Origin of the sequence: Haloarcula amylovorans, from assembly GCF_004681185.1 — an archaeon.
Classification (GTDB): domain Archaea; phylum Halobacteriota; class Halobacteria; order Halobacteriales; family Haloarculaceae; genus Haloarcula; species Haloarcula amylovorans.
Genome location: NZ_SRIF01000009.1, coordinates 58,833 through 82,555, shown reverse-complemented (window position 1 = coordinate 82,555; position 23,723 = coordinate 58,833). Strand labels below are relative to the sequence as shown.

Below are 23,723 nucleotides of genomic sequence, written 5' to 3'. Positions count from 1 at the left end.
CCCCAAGGGTGACATCGAGATTGTCAGCGAGCGCGGCGGTGCCGCAACCTTGAGCGGGGGGTCACGACTGGGTCCGGTCGTGGCGTCGGCGGCGGCGGGCGAGGCGATGGACCGCGCCGACGAGTTCGGCGTCGGCGCGGTAGGCGTCCACAATTCGAATCACCTCGGCATGCTGGGCTACTACACGGACCAGCTCCAGCGCGAGGGCTACGTCGGCATCGCCATGACGAACACGGAACCGGCGATGCCACCCTACGGCGGCGCTGAGCCGGTGCTAGGGACGAATCCGATCGCCATCGGCCTGCCGACCGACCCCGTGTTCAACCTCGACATGTCCACTTCGGCCATCGCCCGCGGCACGGTTCTCCATCGGAAGGAGACCGGCGAGCGACTGCCCGAGGGCGTCGCGCTCGATGCCGAGGGCGAACCGACGACGGACCCGGCGGCCGCGCTGGAGGGGACTATCCTCCCCTTCGGCGGGGCGAAAGGCTCCGGATTAGCGATTGCCGTCGAGGTGCTGGCTGGCGGATTGGTCGGCGCAGCGATGGGCGAGGACGTGACCGGTACGTACCACACGGAAGACCCCTGTACGAAGGGGGACTTCTTCCTCGCTATCGACCCCGAGGCGCTCGGCGCGTCTGACTTCGCAGAGCGCGCGAGCGCGTTCCTGCGGCAGCTGACCGCCGGACCGACGGCAGCACACGTCGAGGGGATTCGGCTCCCGGGCCAGCACTCCGTTGAGCGCGACCACAGCGCGACGACGGTCGAGATCGAAGACGACCTCTGGGACGACGTGCGGGCGCTCGCTGGCGACGACTGAGCGAGACCTCGCTTTCGTCAAACAGTCATTTCATATACAATAACAATTAATAGGCGGGGTATTGAACGTGTGTGTGTATGTCAGACGAGGTTTCGAGCGAACGCAGACGTAGATTTATCAAAACAATGGCTGGCGGGAGCGTCGCACTCCTCGCCGGGTGTGGCGGTGACGGTGGCGACGGTGGTGATGGCGGCGATGGCGGCGATGGCGGAACGAGCGGTGGCGACGGCGGAACGAGCAGCGGTGACGGTGGCGACGGCGGCAGTGGCGGCGGATCACTGACGTACGTTTATCCCGGCTACTTCAGCAACGACGCGAAGAGCCTGGTCCCGATGTTCGAAGAGTCGGCGAGCAACGTCACCGTCGAGTCCCAGCAGACGCCGTCGAACGCCTCCTCGACGCGCGAGTACTACGTCAACCAGTTCGTCTCCGGGTCGTCGTCGTTCGACGTGGGGAACATGGACGTCATCTGGCCCGCCGAGTTCGCCCAGAACGGGTGGGCCGCAGAGATGAACGACCCCGATGGCGTGACGGACAACATGCTCCAAACGCCCATCGACTCTGTAACGGTCGATGGGACCATGTACGGGATGCCCATCCACACGGACGCCAACGCGCTGTACTACCGTACGGACCTGCTGGAAGACGCGGGATACGACGAACCGCCGAAGACGTACATGGAACTAGTCAACATGGCACAGGACATCAAGAGCCAGTCCGATTCGGACCTCAACGGCTACATCTGGCAGGGCGGTTCCAACGAGGGACTGACCATCATGTGGCTCAACTGGCTCTGGGGCATGGGCGGAAGCGTCCGACAGGACGGGAACTTGGTCGTCAACAGCGACGAAGGCGTCTCCGCACTCCAGCACGCCGTCGACCTCATCCACGAGTACAACGTCACGCCCGAGTCGATCCCGGCCTCGTCGACGGACCAGAACCGACAGACGTTCCAGCAGGGCAACACCATCTTCATGCGCAATTGGCCCTACGCCGTCTCGCTGATGAACGAGGACGGTTCTGCGGTCAAAGATAAGTTCGATGTCGCGCCGATGCCGAAAGCCGAAGGTAACCCCGACGCGCAGAACTCTTGTCTCGGTGGCTGGAATCTGTTTATCAATGCCAATGCCGAGAACGCGGAGGCCGCCCAACAGTTCGCTAGCTTCATGGCGTCCAAAGAGGCCCAAGAGACGATGGCGCTCGAACACAGTCGACTGCCGGTCCATCAGGACCTCTACAGCGACGAGTACTACGAGCAGGCCCCGCTGCTGGAGACGTTCGCCGGGATCGTCGAGCAGACGAGCGCTCGGCCCGCGACGGCGAACTACTCGACGTTCTCCGAGATCGTCTACACGAACTGCAACGCGGCACTCGTTCAAGAGAAGTCCCCTCAGCAGGCACTCGACGACGCCCAACAGGAGATCGACAGCGAAGTCAACAACGCCTGAGTTCGACACCGGCGGCCGCGACGACGATTTTCGGTCGGGTTGCACCACCCGCGCCGATTTCTTGCCTTCGATAGCGACTGGCTCGCCCCTCTCACGGCGCGGCGACTGCAATCTGATCGTGAGTGAGTCAGCAAAACCAACGTTCCGACAGTCGGATGAGATGACCGATACCGTCGATGAATGACTGGTATCGAGAATTCGTCGAGTGGCCGCTACTGCTCGACGGTCTGTTCTTCGCGCTCCGCCACTCGTCGATAACTCGCTGAGAGCGACGTCCGTTGGTCGTCGGTCAGTTGGGGGAGCGGGGGAAGCGGTTCCCCGATGTCCAGGCCGTCCAGTCCGACGAGGTGTTTCAGGGCCGCGGCCGTCGGGAGGTCGCTGGTCGCGTTCACGACCGGCATAACGACCTCCTGCATGAGGCGGCGAGCGGCCGTGAGGTCTCCCCGGTCGTGAGCATCGTAGAGGGCAACCATCGGTTCGGGAAAGACGTTCGCGGGACCGGCGATGAGTCCATCCGCGCCTACATCCAGCGAGGCCGTTGCCAGTTCCGTCGCGCCCTGAAAGACCGCAAAGTCGTCGGGCGTGGTCTCGATGGCTCGGTGGTGGTAGGTGAGATTACCGGACGTGTCTTTCAGGCCGACGATGTCGTCGTGGTCCGAGAGCGACGCGACGAGGTCCACGCTCAGCTCGTTGCCCGTCAGCTGGGGGATGTTGTACAGCAAGAGTGGAAGCGGGGAGTCGTCGGCGATGGAGCGAAAGAACCGTTCCAGTCCGGTCTGGGTCGTCCCGAGGTAGTACGGCGAGACGACGACGCCCGCGTCGGCACCGGCCGCGTCCGCGGCCTCAATATTGTCCAAAATCTCGTCGACGCTCGTATCACAACACCCCGCGAGGACCGTCGCGTCCCCGTCGGCCGCTTCGACGACCGTCTCGACGATTTGCCGGTTCTGTGCTGTCGTGAAACTGGGAAACTCGCCGATGGAACTGCCCGGAAAGAGACCGTGCGCGCCGGCATCGACCAATCGTCGCGTAAACTGTCCGAGAGCTTCGAAGTTCACTGCTCGCTGGTTCCCATGGGTAGGCGTAGCCATGGGAACGACTGTTCCCGAGAGGTTCATGGCTATTCGATGGAGGAGCACTCAGTTATAATTTGGGATGGCTCCACATACCCACCATCCCGGAACTCGTCTCGAAACCGAATATTGTGGTCCCGCGCACGCGCGCACCTGCGTAACACTTATCACTCCGATGTCCGAGATTCATCTATATGAGTCAGCAAGCAGCGACACGACTCGACAAGCAGATGCTCATTGGCGGCGAATGGGTCGACGCCGACGAGCGCACGGACGTGATTCATCCCTACGACAGCGAGGTGGTTGGTTCGATTCCCAAAGCCAGCGAACAGCAGGTCGTCGATGCCATCGACGCTGCCGACGAGGCGTTCGAGGCCTCCGAGCTGTCGGCCTACCAGCGCTACGAACTCCTCTCGGAGACCGCGCGCCAACTCGAAGACCGTGCCGACGAGGTTGCGCGCATCCTCACCAGCGAGCAGGGGAAGCCGCTCTCCGAAGCAAAAGGCGAAGTAGATCGTGGAATCCAGACCTTAGATCTCTCCGCCGAGCAAGCAAAGCGCATGTTCGGCGAGTACGTCCCGATGGACGCCCAGAAAGGCTTCGCGAAGGATCACTGTTTCACCCAGCGCGAACCGCTGGGCGTCGTCGCCGCCATCACACCGTTCAACTTCCCGCTGAACCTGATGGTCCACAAGGTCGGTCCGGCTATCGCCGCTGGCAACGCCGTCGTGGGCAAGCCGGCCTCGAACACGCCGCTGACCGCTATCGCGCTGTTCGAGTGCCTAGAGGATGCCGCCGAGGAAATCGACGCCGAGGTACCCGATGGCCTATTCAACGTCGTCACCGGAAGCGGGTCGACCGTCGGCGATACGATACTCGACCACGAAGCCGTCGAAGCGATCTCGTTCACCGGCTCGACCGGCGTCGGCAAGTATCTCGCGGACAACAGTGGTATGACGGAGATGACCTTGGAGCTGGGCGGGAACGACCCGACCATCGTGTGGGAGGACACGGATATCGAGCAGGCGGCCGAGCAAGTGGTCGGCGGCGCGTGTTCGAACGCCGGGCAAGTTTGTAACAGCGTCGAGCGCGTGCTGGTCCACGAGAACGTCGAAGACGAACTCGTCGACGCGCTCGTCGACGCCGCCGAGGATCTAACCGTCGGCGACCCCTTCGAGGACGGTACGGACATCGCATCGATGGTCGACGACGAGCAGTTCGAGACGGTCGTCGACATCTTCGAGGACACCGTCGACGCGGGCGCGACCGTCGAGAGCGGCGGGAACTACGGTGGCGAGTTGGGCGACCGTGTCTTCGAGCCGACCGTCCTCTCGGGCGTCACGCCGGAGATGCGCGCTGCGAAGGAGGAGACGTTCGGGCCGCTGGTGCCAGTCATCACCGTCTCGGACTTCGACGACGCCATCGAGGAGGCGAACAACACCGAATACGGCCTCGAAGCCGGGCTGTTCACGCAGGACATCGACCGGGCGAAGCGGGCGGCCGACGAGATAGAGGCCGGTGGCGTGAACATCAATACGGTCTCGGGCTTCCGGGCGGACCACATGCCCTACGGTGGGTTCAAGGACTCCGGCGTCGGCAAAGAGGGAATCAAGTACGCCGTCGAGCACTTCTCGCGGGCGAAACTCGTCGGCTTCCACGACGGCTTCACCGACGCCTGAACGGCGCGGCTATCGGCCGTCGTCTCCGTCTCTCCTCTGTTCTCGCTATTCGACGGTCACCCAGCGATCCGACTCGGCGGCCTCGTAGATGGCCTCCATCGCGTGCATGTCGACGAGGCCGTGGTCGCCGTCGGGATAGAGGGACGCGCCACCGCGCAGTCGGTCGGCGAAGTAGTCGAACTCCTCGCGCATCTGGTCAATTTTCTCCAGTTCGACGGTGGCTCGGCCGTCGCCGCGGGAGACGTGGAGCTTTCGTGGCTGGTCCTGGAAGAAGGCGGGTTCGACGCGAACCTGTCCCTCGGTCCCGGTGACGGTGATGCCCGAGGACTGGCGAGCGTTGTGGCTGGCGTAACACTGGGCGTACACCTCCTCCGGGAACTCGACGGAGTAGGCGACGGTCTCATCTACGTCGTCGAAGGCGTCGTGCGTGCTGGAGACGTTGCCGGTCACGGCCACCGGGTCGGCGTCCAGCAGGAAGCGCGCGGTGTTCAACGGGTAGAGACCGATATCGAACAGTGCGCCGCCGCCGGCGAGCCACTTGTCGAGTCGCCACTGGTCGGGATCCGAGTCGATACGTTCTAGCAAGCGCTGGGACATGTCGCCGGTGACGGACATCGGCTCGCCGACGTAGCCCGACGCGATGAGGTCGCGGGCGCGGCGAACCGCCGGCTCGGTCTGCATCCGGTAGGCGACCATTAACTCGACGCCACCGTCGGCGGCCACATCACGGAGTTCGGCCGCGCGGTCGCTGTCGCGCTCCATCGGCTTCTCACAGAGGACGTCTTTCCCGAGTTCGGCGGCCGTCTCGACGTACTCCAGATGGAGGGCGTTCGGCGTGACGATGTACACCGCGTCGTAGGCGTCGCTTGCCTCGCCGTCGTGGAACTCCTCGTAGGTAAGCCCGTGCTGTGCGCCCGCCGTCTCCGCGGCGAGTTGTGTCGCCTTCTCCCGGTCGCTGCTGACGAGAACGGACGGCGTACACCGCTCGCTCGATTCGAGCGCCGGGAGGGCGCGCCCCTTCGTGAACCAGCCCAGTCCGATGACGGCAAAGCGAACCGGCTCGACCGAGTCCGCTTCGACCGTCTCCCAATCGCGTGCACAGCTCTCCTCAACGATTGCACTCAGGTCCATACGCGTGGTCACTGCCCCCGCCGACATAAATGGCACTCCTTACCGAAACTGCTATCCGGGACTCCGTTCTCGTGGCTAGTGTGTCCGACGACGAGCCAGACGTGTGTCCGTATCCGGGACACGACAGCGTTCGTTGTCCCGAGTGTCGGGCCGACATCCCCGGTGTCGTTCCGGCCGGAACACCCGAGAATCCGGCGGCTCGCTGTCCGGCGTGTGACGAACGCATAACGACCGTCATCGTCGGCGAGTAACTGGATACGGAACGGCGCTCGCGGGCGGCTAGCCGCGGTTCCCGGTACCGTTCGACCGTGACGCTCGCACGAAGGAATTTATACCGGTGAGGCTGGCTTACCGCGTCGGAGGCAATCTTTATTGCCTCTCCGAGTGCCAGTATTTCACACGGAGGACTCCAGTATGTCAGACACGTACGTCGCTTCGATCGATCAGGGCACGACAGGCACGCGGTTCATGGTGTTCGACCACAGCGGACAGGTCGTCGCCAACGCCTACGAGAAACACGAACAGATCTACCCGGAACCCGGCTGGGTCGAACACGACCCCCTCGAAATCTGGGAGAATACACAGGACGTCGTCGAACAGGGGCTCGAAGACGGCGATATCGACGCGAGCCAACTCGAAGCACTGGGTATCACGAACCAGCGCGAGACGACCGTCGTCTGGGACAAGGAGACCGGAAAACCCGTCCACAACGCCTTAGTCTGGCAGGACCGCCGGACCACCGACCGCGTCGAGGAACTACAAGACGCCGATAAGGTCGAATGGATACGCGAAAAGACCGGCTTAGAAGCCGACGCATACTTTTCGGCGACCAAGACCGAGTGGATTATCGACAACGCCGAACCCCTGAAGATGCAGAGTTCCCGCGGTGAGGACCTCCGTGACCGGGCCGATGCTGGCGAGTTACTTATGGGCACCATCGATGCGTGGCTCATCTACAACCTCACCGGGAACCACATCACCGACGTCACCAACGCTTCCCGGACGATGCTCTACAACATTCGGGACTTAGAATGGGACGAGGAACTCTTAGAAGAGTTCGGCGTCGACGAGTCCATGCTCCCGGAGGTCCGCCCGTCCTCGGACGAGGAGTACTACGGTCATACCGACCCCGACGGCTTCCTCGGCGAGGAGATTCCCGTCGCAGGCGCACTGGGCGACCAGCAGGCCGCGATGTTCGGTCAGACCTGTTTCGACGCGGGCGACGCCAAGAACACCTACGGCACCGGCTCGTTCTTCTTGATGAACACCGGCAACGAGGCCGTCGAGTCCGAACACGGCCTGTTGACGACCATTGGGTTCCAGATGTCCGGCGAGCCGGTCCAATATGCCCTCGAAGGATCCATCTTCATCACGGGTGCAGCAATCGAGTGGCTCGAAGACGTGGACCTCATCAACAACGCCGCACAGACGGCCGAACTCGCTCGCTCGGTCGATTCGACGGATGGCGTCTATATGGTGCCCGCGTTCACGGGACTGGGCGCGCCCCACTGGGACGGGCGCGCACGTGGGACCATCGTCGGAATGACTCGCGGGACTCGCAAGGAACACATCGTTCGCGCGACGCTGGAGTCCATCGCCTACCAGACCCGCGACGTCGCCGAAGCCATGGAAGCCGACTCCGGTGTCGAGATGGGCCAACTCCGAGTCGACGGCGGCGCGGTCAAGAACAACTTCCTCTGTCAGCTCCAATCGGACATCATCCAGACGGATATCGCTCGACCCGAAGTCGACGAGACGACCGCGCTTGGCTCTGCCTACGCCGCCGGATTAGCCGTCGGCTACTGGGAGACGGTCGACGGCCTTCGGGACAACTGGCAGATAGACCGCGAGTTCAGCCCGGAGATGGACGCCGAGAAGGCCGACAAGCTGTACAGCCGATGGGACGATGCCGTCGAGCGGTCGCTCAACTGGGCTACCGAATAAGGGATGAACCTCGAAGACCGGATTCGTCGCCGCCAGCGCCGCGACGCTGGGCCAGCCCTCGTTCGAGAGTACGAGACGCTCTCACCAGCCGCGCACGTTGAGAACCCCGTCGGCCGGGGTCCGACCGTAGAGCGCGTGCTGAACCACTTCGACCCGATTTTCGACGGGCGAACGCCGTCGAATCTCTACCTTCATGGGCCGCCCGGAGCGGGCAAGTCGGCTGTCGTGACCGCGCTCTGGCGAAAGCTCGACCAACTGCCGATGGAGACACAACCGGTCATTCACACGTCGACGCGCGTCCAGCGCCAGTCGTCGCCGACCTTCGTCTATCTCGACGGTCGGCGTATCGACAGCGCGTTCGCGTTCTATCACGCGCTCCTCTCGGCCGTCGAATCGGATGCCGTTCCGGCGAGCGGCGTTCGGACGGCGACACTCCGAGACCGCCTGCAGGACCGATGGCGAACCGCTGATTCCAGCGTGGTCGTCGCTGTCGATCATCTCGACGATGGAGAGGGGCCTCCGACAGCTGTTTTGGACCACTTCGAGTCGCTCTCCGAATATGTCTGCTGGCTCGGTATCGGTCGAGCGAAGCCCGAAGCGACCGCTGTCGCCGAACGTATCGGCGACGCGATTCGCCTCGACGCCTATCACCACCAACAGCTGGGCGACATTCTGTCCGCGCGGGCGTCGGCTGCGATGTCCGAACGAACACTGGGACACCAGCAGGCTCGAACCATCGCTGAGTGGGCCGACGGCGACGCACACCACGCACTCGCTGCGCTGTTCGTCGCCGCGGACCGCGCCGACAGTCGGGAGCGGACACGACTCACCGACGAAGATGTCCGCGTCGCTACCGAGAGGCTGTCGACCGACGCCGTCTCGCTCGCTCGGGTGCTCACACTACCGGACAATCGGCAGGCCGTCCTCCGAGAACTCGTCGATGCGGACGCCACTGCTCGGTCGTCTGTCGCTACAGCCGCCGAGGCCGTCGCCGCGTCGCTCTCGGGCTCACTCTCCGAGGGGTCGATCAAACGCTTCATCTACGAGATGGCCGAAGCCGGAATCCTCGAACGCGTGGAGACGGCAGCCGGAACTGACCACGGTCGCCGGCCGAGCAGAGTCGAGGCCCGCTTTCACGTGCCGGTGTTTCGGCGTCTGTTCGACCTGCGTTAATGGGACGGACAGCATCGTGCTCGCGTTCTAGGTAGCTACTGTTCTCGGCCACTCTCACTAGTGAGCGCTACTCGATAGCAGAAATAGGGACTCTGACAATCTCATGTCGCTATAGACTCCATCTATGTTGTATAGTTAATTGATATAGCGGGAAGGTATAGTTAGATGGTATAGCTATCTATAATAGCTGTGTTGTATGGCTTGGTAGTGTGGCTGATGCGCCTCGTCGGCTTCATCCGATAGCCAGTTCAGTCACTTGACTGCGATTGCCCGCTCTGCTAGCCCGAGTGGCTATCCAAACTGTTCGCGGTAGCGATGGATGGAGCGAGCGATTGGGTTCCCTGTTCATGCCTGCCGAGCTATTTCTTCGCTGCTTTATTCAATATAGCTACGCGGAATAGCTATCGTGAATAGCTCTATAGACTATCCAACCAAATCCGAAGCGTCTTATCGCCGGTTCTCGTGGTCGACTGTTCATCTCGCTGATAGCCCTCTGCGATTCTCTTGGTTCTCTCGGGAAACTCTCCGCATGCGTTGACCGTCCGATCGGCACCGCGAAAACCTACGGACGGTGACCGATACATGATGGGCGAGGGCCACTTCTCCCTACTGTGCTGGAAAGTCGAACGCAGCATGATCTGCTCCTGATCTGATGAGTGACTGGGTCAACGACGGTGAAGCCACTCCGGATATATCGCATAGTGCTATATCATCTCGATTCGCCAAGGTCGCGTCAGCCTGCTGCGAATCGGGAGGGCACTGAAACGCGAACCCCCGTTGTCACACCTACACCACTGATTCGCCATGTCGTTGAAGTGGCGTCGCCGCGATATTCAGAACGTTCATGTCGCTAAACCTCGCGGTATTGGCCCCTGCGCTTCTTCAGCTACAACTCGATCAACTGCTTCCGGAGACACAGCAACTCGTCACGGAGTACGTCGTTCCGACAGTCCTGTTCGTCGTCGCCTTCGTCGCCGTCTGGATACTCGGAAAGGTCGTGCTCGTCCCGCTCATCAGACGGGTCCTCGACGAACAGGGCCACGACCCGAGCGTGAAGAGCCTCGCCGAGAGTATGACCGGCGTCGTGAGCGTCGTCCTCGCGTTCGCGGTGGCCTTTACCGTCGCCGGGTTCGGCAGCGTCATCGCGGCGTTCGGCATCTTCGCCGGTGCTATCGCCCTCGCGGTCGGCTTTGCCGCACAGGACATCCTCGGCAACTTCGTCGCGGGCATCTTCATCCTCAAAGACAAACCCTTCGAGGTGGGCGACTGGATCGAGGTCAACGACGTCACCGGTCGCGTCGAAGACATCGACCTGCGCGTCTCGCGCATCCGAACGTTCGACAACGAGCGCATCACCCTTCCGAACGGCGAACTCGCCGACAATGCGGTGAAGAACCCGGTCGCCTACGACAAACTCCGGCAGAAGTTCGTCTTCGGCATCGGCTACGACGACGACATTGAGCACGCGAAGGAGGTTATCCTCGACGAAGCCGACAGGAACCCTGGCATCCTCGACGATCCCGGCACGTCCATCCGCGTCACCGAACTCGCAGACTCCTACGTCGGGCTACAGACGCGATTCTGGATCGACGACCCGAAGCGCTCGGACTTCGTGAAGACCCGCTCCGATTTCGTCCAGTCCGTCAAGGAGCGCTGTGACGCCGAGGGAATCGACATGCCGTACCCGCATACGCAACTCCTCGGCGGCATCGAAGTCGAGGAGACGCACGCCGAGGACGGGGCCGCGCCCGCCGACGACTGAACTGGGGAGACCCCTCTATCGAAGTGTTCTAGCCCGCGTCGTCACTCGACGTTCGGCGCTTCCTCGTCGGTACGACCCGGCAGTTCCAGTTCGATTTCGAGTTCGGGGTCACCCACGCCGTCGAAGTCGAGTTCGAGTTCCACCGGTTCGCCGAAGGCGAACGGCAGCTCCCACTCGTCGGTCGTGATGGTGAGTTCGTCCCCATCGCGCAACTGCTCGCCGAGAGCTATCAGGAACTCGCCTGCCTCGCTCGCGTCGAGTCGGTACTCCTGTTCGAACTCGCGTCCCGACCGGATGAGCGTGCGTTCGTTCGATTCGTCGCTCGTGGAATCTGATTCGGACATTGGGGATTCTCGGACCTATTTAGGCAAACCTAAAATATAAACGATGCGGTGTCCCGTGGCCGAGGATCGACGGTGTCGGTATCGTCTTAGAACTCGTTGACGACGGGAATCCCGCTGGTTCCGAAGTCCGTCATAGCGGCCAGTCTCTCGGGGACGGCGTCGAGAGAGACGGTTTCAGAGACCACCGCGGCCGGGTCGAGTTTCCCGTGTGCTATCATCCGGAAAATCTCGTCGTAGCGGGGGCGGGGCATCCCGAGGGAGCCGACGAACTGGAGTTCCTTGGCGACCATCCTATCGGTGGGCAGCGAGATCTCGCCGGCGTCTTCGCTCGATGTCAGCCCTATCTGAAGGTGTTGCCCGCGCTTTCGCAGGCTCTCGACCGAGTTGCGACACGTCTCGGCGATGCCGAGGGCGTCCACGGAGATGTCTGCCCCGCCGTCGGTGACGGCTCTCACTGCCGCCGGCACGTCGTCTACCGCCTCGGCGTCGACGGTTTCGACGGCCCCCAAATCGCTCGCGGTGTCCAGTTTCTCCTCGAAGAGGTCCACGGCGACGACGTTCGCACCGACAGCGTCGGCGATGTGTACGGCCGAGAGGCCGACGCCGCCACAGCCGTGGACCGCGACCCAGTCGCCACCGGTGAGGTCCGCTCGGTGGACGAGCGCATGAAAGGAGGTCATGAACCGACAGCCCAGTCCGGCCATCTCGACCGGCGAGATCCCCGACGGGAGGGAGACGACGTTGTAGTCGGCCCACGGGACGTGGAACCGCTCGGCGAACGCGCCGCGTGATTCGGGGGTCAGGCCGAACGGAATCCGCTCGTCACAGAGGTTCGAGTGGCCGTCTCGACAGGCGGGACACGTCCCGTCGCCGAGGTTGAACGGCACGGTGACGTGGTCGCCTTCCCGAACCTCTTCGACCTCGTCGCCGACCTCGACGACGACGCCGGCGGGTTCGTGACCGAAGACGTGTCCATCCTCGAACCCTCGTCCCTCCCACGCCGGGTCGCCCTGCCAAGCGTGCCAGTCGCTTCGGCAGATACCACATGCTTGCGTCTCGACCACGACGCCCGTCGGCTCCGCGGTCGGCTCGTCGACTTCGCGTATCTCCAGCGGGTTGCCGTGGCCGGTGAACACTGCTGCACGCATTATGAGTGATAACTGTTGACGCCGACCATAATACTGTGGGGCCGCGCCCGTCCGGCGAACGCCGACGACAGAGATGTCGGTTATCCAGGGGGGTGGCCACAGTGGTTTTCCGACTCCACCGCTTGGCACGACCATGCTCAAACACGCAGTGTTCGTACTCGCACGGGCCGCCTTCGGTGCGAAGTTCGCACGCGACGGCTACAACAACCTCGCGGACTTAGACGACATGGTCGTCTACGCCGACAGTGTCGGCGTGCCGTTCGCCGGGACGCTCGTCCCCATCGCCAGTTCGTTGCTCTTCGTCGGCGGAATCATGCTCGCACTCGGTCTCGCGCCGCTTCTGGGGGCCGTCGCCATCGCGGCGTTCATGCTCGGCGTGACGCCTGGAATGCACGACTTCTGGAACGAGTCTGGTGACGAGCGAGACGCCGAGTTCGACAACTTCCTCCGCAACGTCGCCTTCCTGGGCGGAGCCGTCGCCTTCTGGGCTTCGACCCGAGACGGCGGCCACCAGTCCGAGTAAATCGACCGTCATCGCGGTGACGACCCGCCGTTCGACCCGACTCCCGACGGCACAACCGACTTCTTTAAATTCGAACCTGCGAGCGTGGGGTCCGCTCTTACTGTGACGCCGGGCGGACGCGCACGGTTGCGCTCTCGTCCCGGACGAGCGGGTCAGCGACGTCCGCGTGGAGGTACGCCGTCCCCTCGCGGACGCTCCCGTCGACGGCGACGGTCGCCTCGATCGCGGCGGCGTCGTTGCGGAGAACGACGCTATCACCGTCCTCGATTCCTCGTGACGCGGCGTCGGTCTCGGTGAGGTGAACCCGCTCGTCGGACGACCCGGTCGCACCGACCCCGCCCGCGCGACTACCGACGAGAAGCGCGAGTCTGTCGGACGGACTGTCGGTGCCGTTCGCCTCGATGTCGGTGAAGGCGGCGCGGCCGCTCTCCGTCTCGAACGCCTCCTCGTAGAGGACCGCGGTCCCGTGCAAGCCGTCACCTGCGGTCGGCCACTGGACGCCGCCGTCGGCGACGGTGCTTCGCGTCATCCCCTCGTGGACCGGGCTGAGCCGCGTCCACTCGTCGAACGCCGCCGCCGAGTCCTCGTACTCGAAGGCATCGCCGACGAGACGGATTCCGAGTTCACGGAGAATCTCGAAGTCCGGGCGAGCGTCGCCCGGTGGCGCGACCGTCGGCGTGAGCGACTGGACCCGCCGGTCGAGATTCGTCACGGTGCCAGCCTTCTCTACGCCCGCGGCGGCGGGAAGTACTACATCGGCGTGCTCGGTCGTCTCGCTTTCGAAGAGGTCGACGACCACGAGCGCCGAGAGAGCTGTCAATCGGTCTCGGAGCCACGACGCGTCGCGCTTCTCGACGGCCGGATTCTCGCCGACGACCAGCGCCCCGTGGACAGAGTCGCCGAACCGCTCGACAGCCTCTCGCTCCGTGAGGCCGGGCGTCGCGGGTAGTTCGATACCCCACTCGGCCGCCACTCGTTCGCTGTCCTCGGGGGAATCGACCGGCCGGTGCCCCGGCAGTCGGTCCGGCCGACAGCCCGCGTCGGTCGCGCCCTGTTCGTTGTTCAGTCCCCGGAGGACGTTCATCCCTGTCCCAGGCTGGCCGAAGCTACCAATCAGTAAGAGGAGGTTGATAAGCGCGTCGGCGGTGTCGGTCCCGCCGTGGTCGCTTCCCTCGATGCCCGTTCCGGCGAGGACGGCGACGCGGTCCGCCGCCACGATCCGGTCGGCGACCGATCTGAGGCTCTCGGGAGCGATGTCCGCCGTCGCCGCCGCGCGGTCGGCGTCGACTTCGGCGAGCGATTCGGCGTATTCTCCGTATCCGCTCGTCCGCTCGGCGACGAACGACTCGTCGACCCCGCCGCGCTCGGCGACGAGCGCACAGAGCGCCGTGACGACGAGCGCGTCCGTTCCGGGCCGGGGAGCGAGATGGACCGATGCCGCTCTCGTCGTCTGGTTCTCCCGGGGGTCGACGTGAACGAGCGTCGTCCCGTCGTGGAGGGCGGTGCGGATGTACGAGTCGAACGCCACCGGTTGCTGGCGAGCGGGGTTGGCTCCCACGACTAGTAGCACGCCGGCTTCGGAGAGCCCGGATAGTGAGTTCGTCATCGCCGGTCGCCCGAGGCGGGTTTCGAGCGCTGTCATCCCAGAGACGTGACAGAGTCGCGCGCGGTTGTCGACATTGTTCGTGCCGAGTGAGCGGGCGAGTTTCTGCAGGAGGTAGTTCTCCTCGTTGGTGCAATGGGGCGCACCGAAAAAGCAGAGCGCGTCGGCGTCGTGCTCGTCAGCAACGGTAGACAGCGCGTCCGCGGCCCGGTCGAGCGCCTCGGGCCACGTGGCGGCTCGAAGCTCGCCGTCGCGGCGGACGAGCGGGGTCGTCAGTCGCTCGTCGCTCCCGAGCGCGTCGAAGGCGCCGATACCGCGCTGACAGAGCCGGCCGTTTCGGTTCACCGGACCCGGAACGCCTTGCGCGCGGCTCTTTTCACCGTCGCTCGGCGCGAGTGTGCAGCCGACCGAACAGAGCGGACAGACCGTCGCGTCGTCGGACGGCCATTCGCCGTCGTTACCGCCCATCTCCGACCCTCCGTCGCCCCTGCGCTCGACGCCTCGCTCGGTGACGCCATTTCGGCTTCCGTCGAACGCGTCCGAACACGGTCACTCGCCTGTTGTACTCTCTCTGCGGACCAAAGACTTTCGACGGGACACTTGGTATACCTGTTCGACGCTCGGCCACCAGCTATTTACGCAAAAATAGTGAATATCACGGCGCAGACGCTCCGTCTGCATCTCTGACCGTCGTTCCAGAGTGAAGGCTGGAGACGACCGTTCGCTGGGGCCGGACTGCCCCGGCGATTCTCGCGCCGAACGACCGGAGATGCACTCCGGCGGTGACGGGCCGGCGGCGACCGGAGAACAACACCTTTGTCGATGCACCCGACAATCACACGTAATGGGCGGCACGGGCGAGGACCGGGTGTACTACGTCATCAGCGACCTCCACATCGGCGGTGACGAACAACTGGAGGAAGTCGAGTTTCTCGACGAACTCCTCGAATTTCTCGGCCGGTTGGCCGAGACCGACGAGAACGCCGAACTGGTGATCAATGGCGACGCCTTCGGTCTCTGGGAGTTCACTCGTGTCGAGGGAATGGCGAAGTTCGACGTGCTCGAATCGACGTATCCACAGCTGTTCGAGCAGTTGCGCGAGACCGGCGAGAACGTCGACATCACGCTCTTGCCGGGCAATCACGATCACGAACTCGCGGCCTACGACGAGTACGTTGAGCGCTTCGCCGAGTACAACGTCGACCTGTTGCAGTCCCAGTCGTTCACGCGACCGGTCGGCGAGCGGGTGATCCACTTCGAACACGGCCACCAGCACGACCCGAACAACCGAATCGAGGACTGGGGCGACCCCAACGTCGCACCGCTCGGCTACTACTACAACACGCTCGTCACCAGTCGGGCGGGCCAGCTCTCCGATCGCGGACGGTACAACTGGCTCAAGGACGTGCAGGCGGTCACGCCGACCGAACGGGTCCCGATCTGGCTGCTCTCGAAGTACTTCTACCGCGAGATGAATCCGCTCTTGCGGTACGCCTTGCTTCCGTTCCTGCTCCTGTTCAACGTGAGCGCCATCCTCGTGGTGTTCGCGGCCCTCAACCTCCTCGGTGTTTGGTCGACGCCCGTCGAGTGGACCACGTCGTTTCTGGGGCAGTTCGGCACCGCGGGGACCGCCATCTGGTTCCTACTCGCCATCAACGTCACCGTGACCAGTCTGCTGTTGCTCATCGGCATCCCGCTGTACCTCCTCCGCCGGGACATCAACAAGACGATCGACCGTTTCGGCATCCTCGAAACCGGCCTGACCGTCGACGCGGAGACCTCCTACGATGACGCCGCCCGTGAGATTCTCGGTCGCCGCGAGGAGACGGCTATCTTCTGTTACGGCCACACGCACCGGCCGCGGATACGCGCCCTCGACGAGGGACTGATGGTCAACAGCGGGACGTGGCTCAAGCGCCTCCATCGCCGCGACGGTATCATCGGTCTCCTCCCGCCCGTGTTCTATCCGTCGTATCAACTCTGTGCGGTTCGCATCGCCGCCGACGCTGACGACGTGGTTGTCGAGTACGAGCCGATACAGAAGTCGAGTCCGAGCCCGGAGGAACTCACGCTCACCGAGCGATTCCTCACGCTGGGCCGGAAACCCGACCCTAACCTGCCCGACCGAGCGACGGTCGAGAGTGCTGCCGAGAGCGAGGCGGCTGTTTCGACGCCCGAACTGACTGACTGAGCGGCGACCAGAACGCCGCTCTCGGAGATTTGCGTTTTCACCAGAATGGAATTTTCGAGAGACGTGTCGGATACTTTTCTAGTGTAATCTGTGATAGAATTTTTGTCCATAGAATTTGTTGGAGGATACGAACGGTACAGTCGCGGCTCGGACCCCACTGCAGGGCGGTGCGAGAACGCGCCGACTGACGTTCGGAGACACCCATGAAACGACGCGAATATCTCGGCGGAATCGGCGGACTCGGTGCACTGTCACTCGGTGGCGACCTTGACGAAAGCGTCCGGTCTCTCGCCTCCTCCTCGGCCACGGAGGGGTACCATCCGGGACCGCCCCGGTTCATCCACGCGGGGGAGTCACTGGTCGACCCGCTCGCGGTGAGTTACCGGGGCGACGGCTCGCCCGACGGACGGAACACGCTCGCACCGCGAATCCCGGATCCCGAGCGCGATCCGGCGAACTACGGCGACGACGCGTTCGCGTGGCGCGTGGTCGAGACGCCAGCAGACAGCGGCGTCACAGGATTCTACGAGGACCCCGACGAGTACGACTACGGCGACGGCGTCGTCGAGTTCGACCCGGACGTTCCGGGCACCTACGGCCTCGAACTCGACGCGCCCGACGGGACGCATCGACTGACCGTCCGAGTCTTTCCCGAGCCATCCGATGACGCCGCCGGCCCGCCCCGAATTCGCGCCGAGGGGCGCTACGACCCGACGACGAAGGACTTCGTCGTCGAGACTGACCCCGACGCCGCGCCCGACAGCGAGTCGACGGCCGAGGACGTGGACGTGGAGTTCGTCCCGGACGACCGTGCATCCGTCACGGCCGACGACGTTACCGTCGATGGAACCACCGCCCGGATTCCGGCCGACGCCGTCGACGGAACGGCACAGATTCACGCTGTCCCGATCGCCGACCGCCACGGCGTCTCCGTCACCGTAGAACTCGACGCCGACGACCGGAGCGCTCGGTCGCTGAACGCCGTGCCCGACTGGCTCCCGAACTCGGTCGGCTACGAGATCTTCACGCGGTCGTTCGGCTCCGGTCCCGGCGAGGTGGACTTCGGCTATCTCTCGGATCGCGTCGACTATCTCGACGACCTGGGCGTCGACTGGGTGTGGCTCACGCCCGTGCTGGACGCGACGAGCCATCGCAATCCTGACTCGCCGGGCGGACCCCACGGCTACGACACGACCGACTTCTTCGACACCGCGGACGCGCTCGGCAGCGTCGCGGAGTACGAGGCGTTCGTCGACGCCTGCCACGACCGCGACATCAAGGTCGTCTTCGACCTCGTGTTCAACCACACCGCGGCCGAACACCGCTTCTACCGGCAGGCCAGTTCAGCCGGGACGAACTCGAAGTACTACGAGTGGTACGAGCGGACCGCCGACGGCGAACCCTACTCCTTCTTCGGCTGGTCGGACCTCATCAACGTGGCGTACGAGACGCCCGCGCTGCGCGAGCACATGCTCTCGGTCGTCGATTTCTGGGCCGAGAAGGTCGACGGCTTCCGGTGTGACGTCGCCTACGGCGTTCCCCACGACTTCTGGGCGGAGGTCCGGACTCGCGTCAAGGAGGCCAACCCCGACGCGATGCTGTTGGACGAGGTGATCCCCTACGAGTCGGAGTTCGGCGGCAACGAGTTCGACATGCACTTCGACGACTGGCTGGTGAACGCTCTCCGGAGCATCGGGCAGGGCGGCACGCCCGCCGACGCGCTCCGGTCGACGGTCACGCGACGCCAGAACGGAGGCTTCCCCGACCGGGACCTGTTCCTCCAATACGTCGAGAACCACGACATGCGTCGGTATCTCGACGTGGCCGACCAGCCCGCACAGCGGGCCGCGGCCGCGGCGACGTTCACGCTCCCGGGTGTCCCGATGGTCTACTACGGACAGGAACGGGCGCTGACGAACTACTCGGAGCCCCGCATCGACGAGAAGGGCCACTTCCGCGCGTTCATGAACTGGGACGAGTACGACGCGGACCACCTCGAGTTCTACCGGTCGCTCGTCGACGCCCGTCACGACCTGCCGGCGCTGCAGGAGTCCGCTTCCCTCACCGGGGTCTACTACGAGTCCGATTCCGACGACGTGGTCGCGTACGGCCGCGACGCGGGCGAGGAGCAGGCCGTCGTCGTCCTCAACTTCGGGGCGGAACCGGCGGACGTGACGCTCCGCGGGGCCGTCGACGGGACGGACCTGATCGAGAACCGGCCGCCGCGCGCGAGCGAGCGGGGCGAGGAACGCGGGAAGGGCGTCGAGAGGGCCAGAGGACAGGGTAACAAAGGCGTACAGTGCCGTCCCGGAAATTCGGACGACAGCGGACCGACTACGGTCACCGTCGACAGCGTCGGCGTCTTCGCCGCCGACTCGCTCTCCGGACTCGGCCAGGAAGTCGCCAGTCTCGACGACCCGGCGGGCGACGACCACGGACCGGGCAGTTACACGTATCCGACCGACGACGTCTTCGCCGACGGCGCGTTCGACCTCACGGGCCTGTCGCTCCACGAGACGCCGGACGCCTACCAGCTCCGCGTCACCGTCGACGCGCCCATCGAGAACGTGTGGGACTTCGAGCACGGCTTCTCGCTCCAGCACCTCCAGTTCTACCTCCGCGACCCCGACGCGACCGGCGGTGCGACGGCGGCCCGCGAGGGCGTCAACGCGACCCTGCGCCAGCCGTACCACCGTCGGGTCGTCGCCGACGGGGAACGGGGGACCAGAGTCGAAGGGCCGGACGGCGAGGTCATCACCGACGGCGACGTGTTCGTCAGTCCCTCGACCCGTTCGATTCGCGTGGACGTTCCCAAGTCGGCCATCGACGGCTCGCTCACCTCGTGGCAGGTCGCGCCGCTGCTGCTCGGCTACGACTCCGAAGGGTGGGGCGGCGTCCGCCGGGTGAACGAGTCGAACGCCGCGCGCCACTTCGGCGGCGGTGCTGGCGACGACTCGACGCTCGGCAACGACCCGAACGTAATCGACGCCATCACGCCGTCGGGAACGAGTCAGGCCGAGGCGCTCGGCTACACCGAATCGGAGACGGCGACGATTCCGTACGCGACGTTCGCGGAGGGGCTGTACGGGACGCTCCTCGAACGCTGGGACGACCCGACGGGAGACGGTCACGGGCCGGGGAGCTACACTGAACCGACGGCGGACCCGTTCTACGACGGCGCGTTCGACCTGGCGTCCTTCGGCGTCTACGAGGACGGCGACCGCTACACCTTCACGATGGAGATCGGGGGCGGCGTCGAGAACCCGTGGGGGCTCGCCAACGGCTACTCGCTCCAGTTCCCGCAGGTGTACGTCCGCGACCCGAGCGCCGATTCGGGTGACACGGCGGCCCGCGAGGGCGTCAACGCGACGTTCGATTCGCCGTATCAGTATCGGCTCGTCGCGCCGCCGGAGACGAAAGGTGGCGGCGACCCGCCGATTCGGACCGCCGTGGAAGCGCCGGACGGCTCCGTCGTCACCGACGACGTGGTCGTCTACACCGTCGAAGCGCAGGACACCATCGCCGTCAGCGTTCCGAAGAGCGCCTTCGACGGGCGACTCGACGAGATGGAACTCGTCCCGCTGCTGTTGGGCTACGACGGCTACGGTCTCGGCGGCGTCCGCCGCGTGAACGCCACGCGTGGCCAGTATCGCTTCGGCGGCGGGAGCGGAGACGACTCGACGCTCGGCAACGACCCGCAGGTCATCGACCTCGTCACGCCGCGGGGGACGAGTCAGCGCGAGGCGCTCTCGTACTCGTCGTCCTCGCGGGCGTCGATCCCGTTCCTCTCGATGGACGGCCTCAACGGTACTCTCCTGAAGCGATGGGAGGACCCGGCGGGCGACGACCACGGGCCGGGGAGCTACACCTACCCGACCAACGACGCCTTCGACGACGGCACCTTCGACCTGACGGGCGTCGAACTGTACGAGGACGACGGCCGCTATCAGTTCGTCTACTACCTCGATACCGCGGTCGTCAACCCGTGGAGCGGTCCCAACGGGTTCTCGTTCCAGACGATGCAGATCTACCTCCGCGACCCGGACGCGGACGGAAGCGTCCCGTCGACGACGACGGCCCGCGAGGGCGTCTGGGCCGAGTTCGAGGCTCCATACCACTACCGCGTGTGGGCGGAGGGCTGGCGCGCCCGGATCGAGGACGCAAACGGCGAGTCGATCGCCAGCGAGATGGTCAGCGCCACGGCCTACACCGACCGCGACGCCATCGCCGTCTCGTTCCCGAAGGAGACCGTCGGCGACGTGACCGAGATGGAGACGATGCCGCTACTTCTGGGACAGTCGGGGTCGGACCCCGGCCGCGTCCGGCCGGTCGCGGCCTCGGCGTCGAAGTGGCGCTTCGGTGGTGGCCGCGACGACCGGATGGACCCGAATATCATCGACATGGTCGCTCCCGACGGGACGAAGCAGGCGAATGCGCTGTCGTACACTGCAAACGAGCGAGCCGTGCTTCCGTTCCTCTCGGCACCTGCGGCGGGACGTGGACTCGGCGTAGACGGCGACCGGTAGCGACCAGCAGCATCTCTCCACGGCGATAGCAGGGTATGCGAAACAGCGGTTCAGCAGCGGCTTAAGCACCGCTTAAACGCCCGAAAATACCGCGAAAACGACTTGTCACTGGTCTTCACGCTTCTGTTCGTGACGGCGCTTCTCCGCACCGATCTCGACGGCGCGGCGGCTCGAACGGCGCTGCGTCTCATTTCCGCGCTCTCCGTTGCGCGCTGGGCGACTCGTCGGTAGCGTTAGCTGAATAGGCGCTTCAGTCGCGCACCGAGGCTCTTCGAGCGGTCGCCGCCGCGGCGCTGTTGGTCCTCGCCGCTCCCGCTGTCGGTGGAGTCGTCAGCCGTCTCTGTCGTGTCGGTCGTCACCGTCTCGGCGTCGCCGTCGGCGGCCTCGATGGCCTGGTTCAGCAGGCTCTCGACGTCGTTGACGGCGTCCTTGACCGTGCCCTTGACGAGGGGCATCCCCTCGAAGCGATCTGTGTTGACGGCGGTATCCGCGGCGACGATAGCGGCGTCGGCGGCCTGGATATCCTCGGCGGAGAGTTCGTTCTCCGCGCCCATCGCGCCTTGGACCTCGACGCTGATGTCGTGGCCCATCTCGGCGGCTTTCTGTTCTAAGTTCTCTGCTGCCATCTGACTGTGTGCGATTCCGGTCGGACAGGACGTGACTGCGACGAATTTCATTGTTGTGAGTTGGCAACTGCGCTGCGCGTTGCGGCGGTGCGAGCGTCTTCGGCGCGCTCGCTCGCGGTGCTGTACGTCGTCTCACTGACGGCGGCCTTCACGTCGGGGATGGTGACGGCACTCATGCTGAGTTCGTCCAGGCCGAGACCGACCAGGAGTTCCGTCAGGTCTGGGTTGCCGGCCATCTCGCCGCACATCCCGACCCACGCGTCATGTGCGTGGGCCGCTTCGACGGTCCGATGGATGGCTCGCACCACGCCCGGATACGTCGGGTCGTGGAGGTCGCTGACGTGTTCGCTCTCGCGGTCGGCAGCCATCACGTACTGTGTGAGATCGTTCGTCCCGATAGAGAGGAAATCCACGCGGGCGGCCAGTTCCTCGGCGACGAAGACGGCGCTCGGTGTTTCAACCATCACACCTACTTCGGGGCGCTCGTACTCGACGCCGGCGTCGTCTAGGTCGGCCGCCGCGTCGTCTAGCGCATCGAGTGCGTCCTCCAACTCCTCGACGGAGGCGACGAGCGGGACCATGACCGCGAGGTCGCCCTCGCCGTCCGCCGCGGCGCGCAAGAGCGCGCGGAGTTGGGTGACGAAGAGGTCCGAGTCCGGGCCGAGCGAGCGGCGGATGCCGCGCTCGCCGAGGAACGGGTTCGCCTCTTCGGGCAGGTCCAGATAGGGGATGCGCTTGTCGCCGCCGATGTCGAGCGTCCGGACGACGACGCGCCCCTCGGGGAACGTATCGAGCGCCTCGCGGATGGCCTCGTACTGCTCGTCCTCCGAGGGCGGAGCTTCCCGATCGAGAAAGAGGAACTCGGTCCGGTAGAGACCGATACCGTCCGCACCGCGGTCAGCGGCCGGCTGTAGCTCCACCGGTCGCCCGACGTTCGCCGCGACTTCGATTCCGCGGCCGTCGGTCGTCTCGACCTGCTCCTCCACGACTCCGGCACCGGAATCGGTCGCCGCGGCCGCCCGCTCGCTCTCGTCGGGACCGACTAGTAGCGTCCCGGCGTCGCCGTCGACGACGACGTCGGTTCCCGCCTCGACGCTGTCGAGGTCGTCGCCGACGCCGACGACGGCCGGCAGCGCCAGCGACCGGGCGAAGATAGCCGCGTGGGACGTTCGGCCGCCAGTGACGGTGGCGAACCCGGCGACGGTGTCGGGGTCCAACTGCGCCGTGTCGCTGGGCGTCAGTCGCTCGGCGAGGACGACGCTACCCTCGGGCAGGTCCGCGAGTTCGACGCGGTCGCCGTCGGTCAGCAGGCGGAGCAGTCGGTCCCGGACGTCCCGGAGGTCGTCCGCTCGCTCGGCCATCCGGCCGTCCATTCCTTCGAACTGCTCGATGTGTGCGCCGAAGGCCGAATCGACGGCGTTCGGTGCGGGGGTGCCCTCCGCGATTTCCGTCTCGACAGCGTCCTCGATAGTGGGGTCTTCGAGGAACTGGATGTGCGCGTCGAAGACGGCGGCCTCCTCCTCACCGACTCGCTCGGCGGTCGCCTCGCGCTCGGTCTCCAGTTCCGCGCGGGCCGTCGAAACGGCGTCGGCGAAGCGGTCGCGCTCGGCCGCTTCGTCCACAGTCACGTCGGCCGCATCGGGGAGTTCGATATCTTGTCCGTACCAGACGACCGTGCCGAGGCCGGAACGGGGCGTCGCGCCGGTCCCCTGCAGTTCGCGTTCCGCCATCG

General features: G+C 64.9%; 17 protein-coding genes. 10 read left to right on the top strand and 7 right to left on the bottom strand.

Annotated elements, in window-relative coordinates; genetic code table 11:
* Positions 1-820, top strand: an 820-nt coding sequence (locus E4S61_RS21170; protein WP_167768605.1) for an Ldh family oxidoreductase, incomplete at its 5' end; no start/stop codon positions are given.
* Positions 821-897: 77 nt separating this feature from the next.
* Entirely contained in the window at positions 898-2,268 is a 1,371-nt protein-coding gene (locus E4S61_RS21165; RefSeq protein ID WP_135305917.1) for an ABC transporter substrate-binding protein, read from the top strand.
* A gap of 212 nt (positions 2,269-2,480) precedes the next feature.
* Here the strand turns inward: E4S61_RS21165 and E4S61_RS21160 are convergent, their stop codons facing one another.
* Positions 2,481-3,386 carry a dihydrodipicolinate synthase family protein gene (locus E4S61_RS21160; protein ID WP_135305916.1) on the bottom strand — a complete coding sequence of 302 codons (906 nt, stop codon included), beginning with the start codon at positions 3,384-3,386 and terminating at the stop codon, positions 2,481-2,483.
* A 149-nt stretch (positions 3,387-3,535) separates the two neighbouring features.
* Here E4S61_RS21160 and E4S61_RS21155 point away from each other — a divergent pair, with 149 nt between their 5' ends.
* Positions 3,536-5,020, top strand: a complete 1,485-nt coding sequence (locus tag E4S61_RS21155) for an aldehyde dehydrogenase family protein (protein WP_135305915.1) — start codon at positions 3,536-3,538, stop codon at positions 5,018-5,020.
* Positions 5,021-5,065: 45 nt separating this feature from the next.
* Here E4S61_RS21155 and gfo6 read toward each other — a convergent pair whose 3' ends face one another.
* Positions 5,066-6,151 carry a D-xylose 1-dehydrogenase Gfo6 gene (gene gfo6, locus E4S61_RS21150; protein ID WP_135305914.1) on the bottom strand — a complete coding sequence of 362 codons (1,086 nt, stop codon included), beginning with the start codon at positions 6,149-6,151 and terminating at the stop codon, positions 5,066-5,068.
* An 80-nt stretch (positions 6,152-6,231) separates the two neighbouring features.
* On the opposite strand from gfo6, the gene E4S61_RS25690 reads away from it, so the two are divergent.
* From E4S61_RS25690 to E4S61_RS21135, 4 genes are all read left to right on the top strand, one after another.
* Positions 6,232-6,402 (top strand): hypothetical protein, encoded by a 171-nt coding sequence (locus E4S61_RS25690; RefSeq protein ID WP_167768603.1) that lies wholly within the window; start codon positions 6,232-6,234, stop codon positions 6,400-6,402.
* Between the two features lie 163 nt (positions 6,403-6,565).
* Entirely contained in the window at positions 6,566-8,095 is a 1,530-nt protein-coding gene (gene glpK, locus E4S61_RS21145; RefSeq protein WP_135305913.1) for a glycerol kinase GlpK, read from the top strand.
* Between the two features lie 3 nt (positions 8,096-8,098).
* Positions 8,099-9,268 (top strand): Cdc6/Cdc18 family protein, encoded by a 1,170-nt coding sequence (locus tag E4S61_RS21140; protein ID WP_135305912.1) that lies wholly within the window; start codon positions 8,099-8,101, stop codon positions 9,266-9,268.
* An 844-nt stretch (positions 9,269-10,112) separates the two neighbouring features.
* Positions 10,113-11,030, top strand: a complete 918-nt coding sequence (locus E4S61_RS21135; RefSeq protein ID WP_135305911.1) for a mechanosensitive ion channel family protein — start codon at positions 10,113-10,115, stop codon at positions 11,028-11,030.
* A gap of 41 nt (positions 11,031-11,071) precedes the next feature.
* On the opposite strand, the gene E4S61_RS21130 is transcribed toward E4S61_RS21135, so the two are convergent.
* Both E4S61_RS21130 and E4S61_RS21125 read right to left on the bottom strand, forming a co-directional pair.
* Positions 11,072-11,374, bottom strand: coding sequence for an amphi-Trp domain-containing protein (locus E4S61_RS21130; protein WP_135305910.1), 303 nt, complete (start codon positions 11,372-11,374; stop codon positions 11,072-11,074).
* An 86-nt stretch (positions 11,375-11,460) separates the two neighbouring features.
* The gene (locus E4S61_RS21125; protein WP_135305909.1) at positions 11,461-12,522 is read right to left on the bottom strand and encodes a zinc-dependent alcohol dehydrogenase family protein; all 1,062 of its coding nucleotides are present in this window, start codon (positions 12,520-12,522) and stop codon (positions 11,461-11,463) included.
* A 133-nt stretch (positions 12,523-12,655) separates the two neighbouring features.
* Between E4S61_RS21125 and E4S61_RS21120 the strand changes: the two genes are divergently transcribed.
* Positions 12,656-13,045: a DoxX family protein gene (locus E4S61_RS21120; protein WP_135305908.1), complete on the top strand. Its 390-nt coding sequence runs from the start codon at positions 12,656-12,658 to the stop codon at positions 13,043-13,045.
* 97 nt (positions 13,046-13,142) lie between these two features.
* Here E4S61_RS21120 and E4S61_RS21115 read toward each other — a convergent pair whose 3' ends face one another.
* Positions 13,143-15,116: a molybdopterin oxidoreductase family protein gene (locus tag E4S61_RS21115; RefSeq protein ID WP_135305907.1), complete on the bottom strand. Its 1,974-nt coding sequence runs from the start codon at positions 15,114-15,116 to the stop codon at positions 13,143-13,145.
* Positions 15,117-15,492: 376 nt separating this feature from the next.
* Here E4S61_RS21115 and E4S61_RS21110 point away from each other — a divergent pair, with 376 nt between their 5' ends.
* Together E4S61_RS21110 and E4S61_RS21105 are read left to right on the top strand one after the other, a co-directional pair.
* A complete protein-coding gene (locus E4S61_RS21110) occupies positions 15,493-16,839 on the top strand; it encodes a metallophosphoesterase (protein WP_135305906.1) in 1,347 nt (448 codons plus the stop codon).
* A 203-nt stretch (positions 16,840-17,042) separates the two neighbouring features.
* Positions 17,043-21,365: a glucodextranase DOMON-like domain-containing protein gene (locus E4S61_RS21105; RefSeq protein WP_135305905.1), complete on the top strand. Its 4,323-nt coding sequence runs from the start codon at positions 17,043-17,045 to the stop codon at positions 21,363-21,365.
* Positions 21,366-21,598: 233 nt separating this feature from the next.
* Here the strand turns inward: E4S61_RS21105 and E4S61_RS21100 are convergent, their stop codons facing one another.
* Together E4S61_RS21100 and ptsP are read right to left on the bottom strand one after the other, a co-directional pair.
* The gene (locus tag E4S61_RS21100) at positions 21,599-22,042 is read right to left on the bottom strand and encodes a PTS fructose transporter subunit IIB (protein ID WP_135305904.1); all 444 of its coding nucleotides are present in this window, start codon (positions 22,040-22,042) and stop codon (positions 21,599-21,601) included.
* Positions 22,039-23,721, bottom strand: a complete 1,683-nt coding sequence (gene ptsP / locus E4S61_RS21095; protein WP_135305903.1) for a phosphoenolpyruvate--protein phosphotransferase — start codon at positions 23,719-23,721, stop codon at positions 22,039-22,041. The genes E4S61_RS21100 and ptsP overlap by 4 nt, the downstream gene beginning before the upstream one ends.
* Positions 23,722-23,723: the final 2 nt, after the last annotated feature.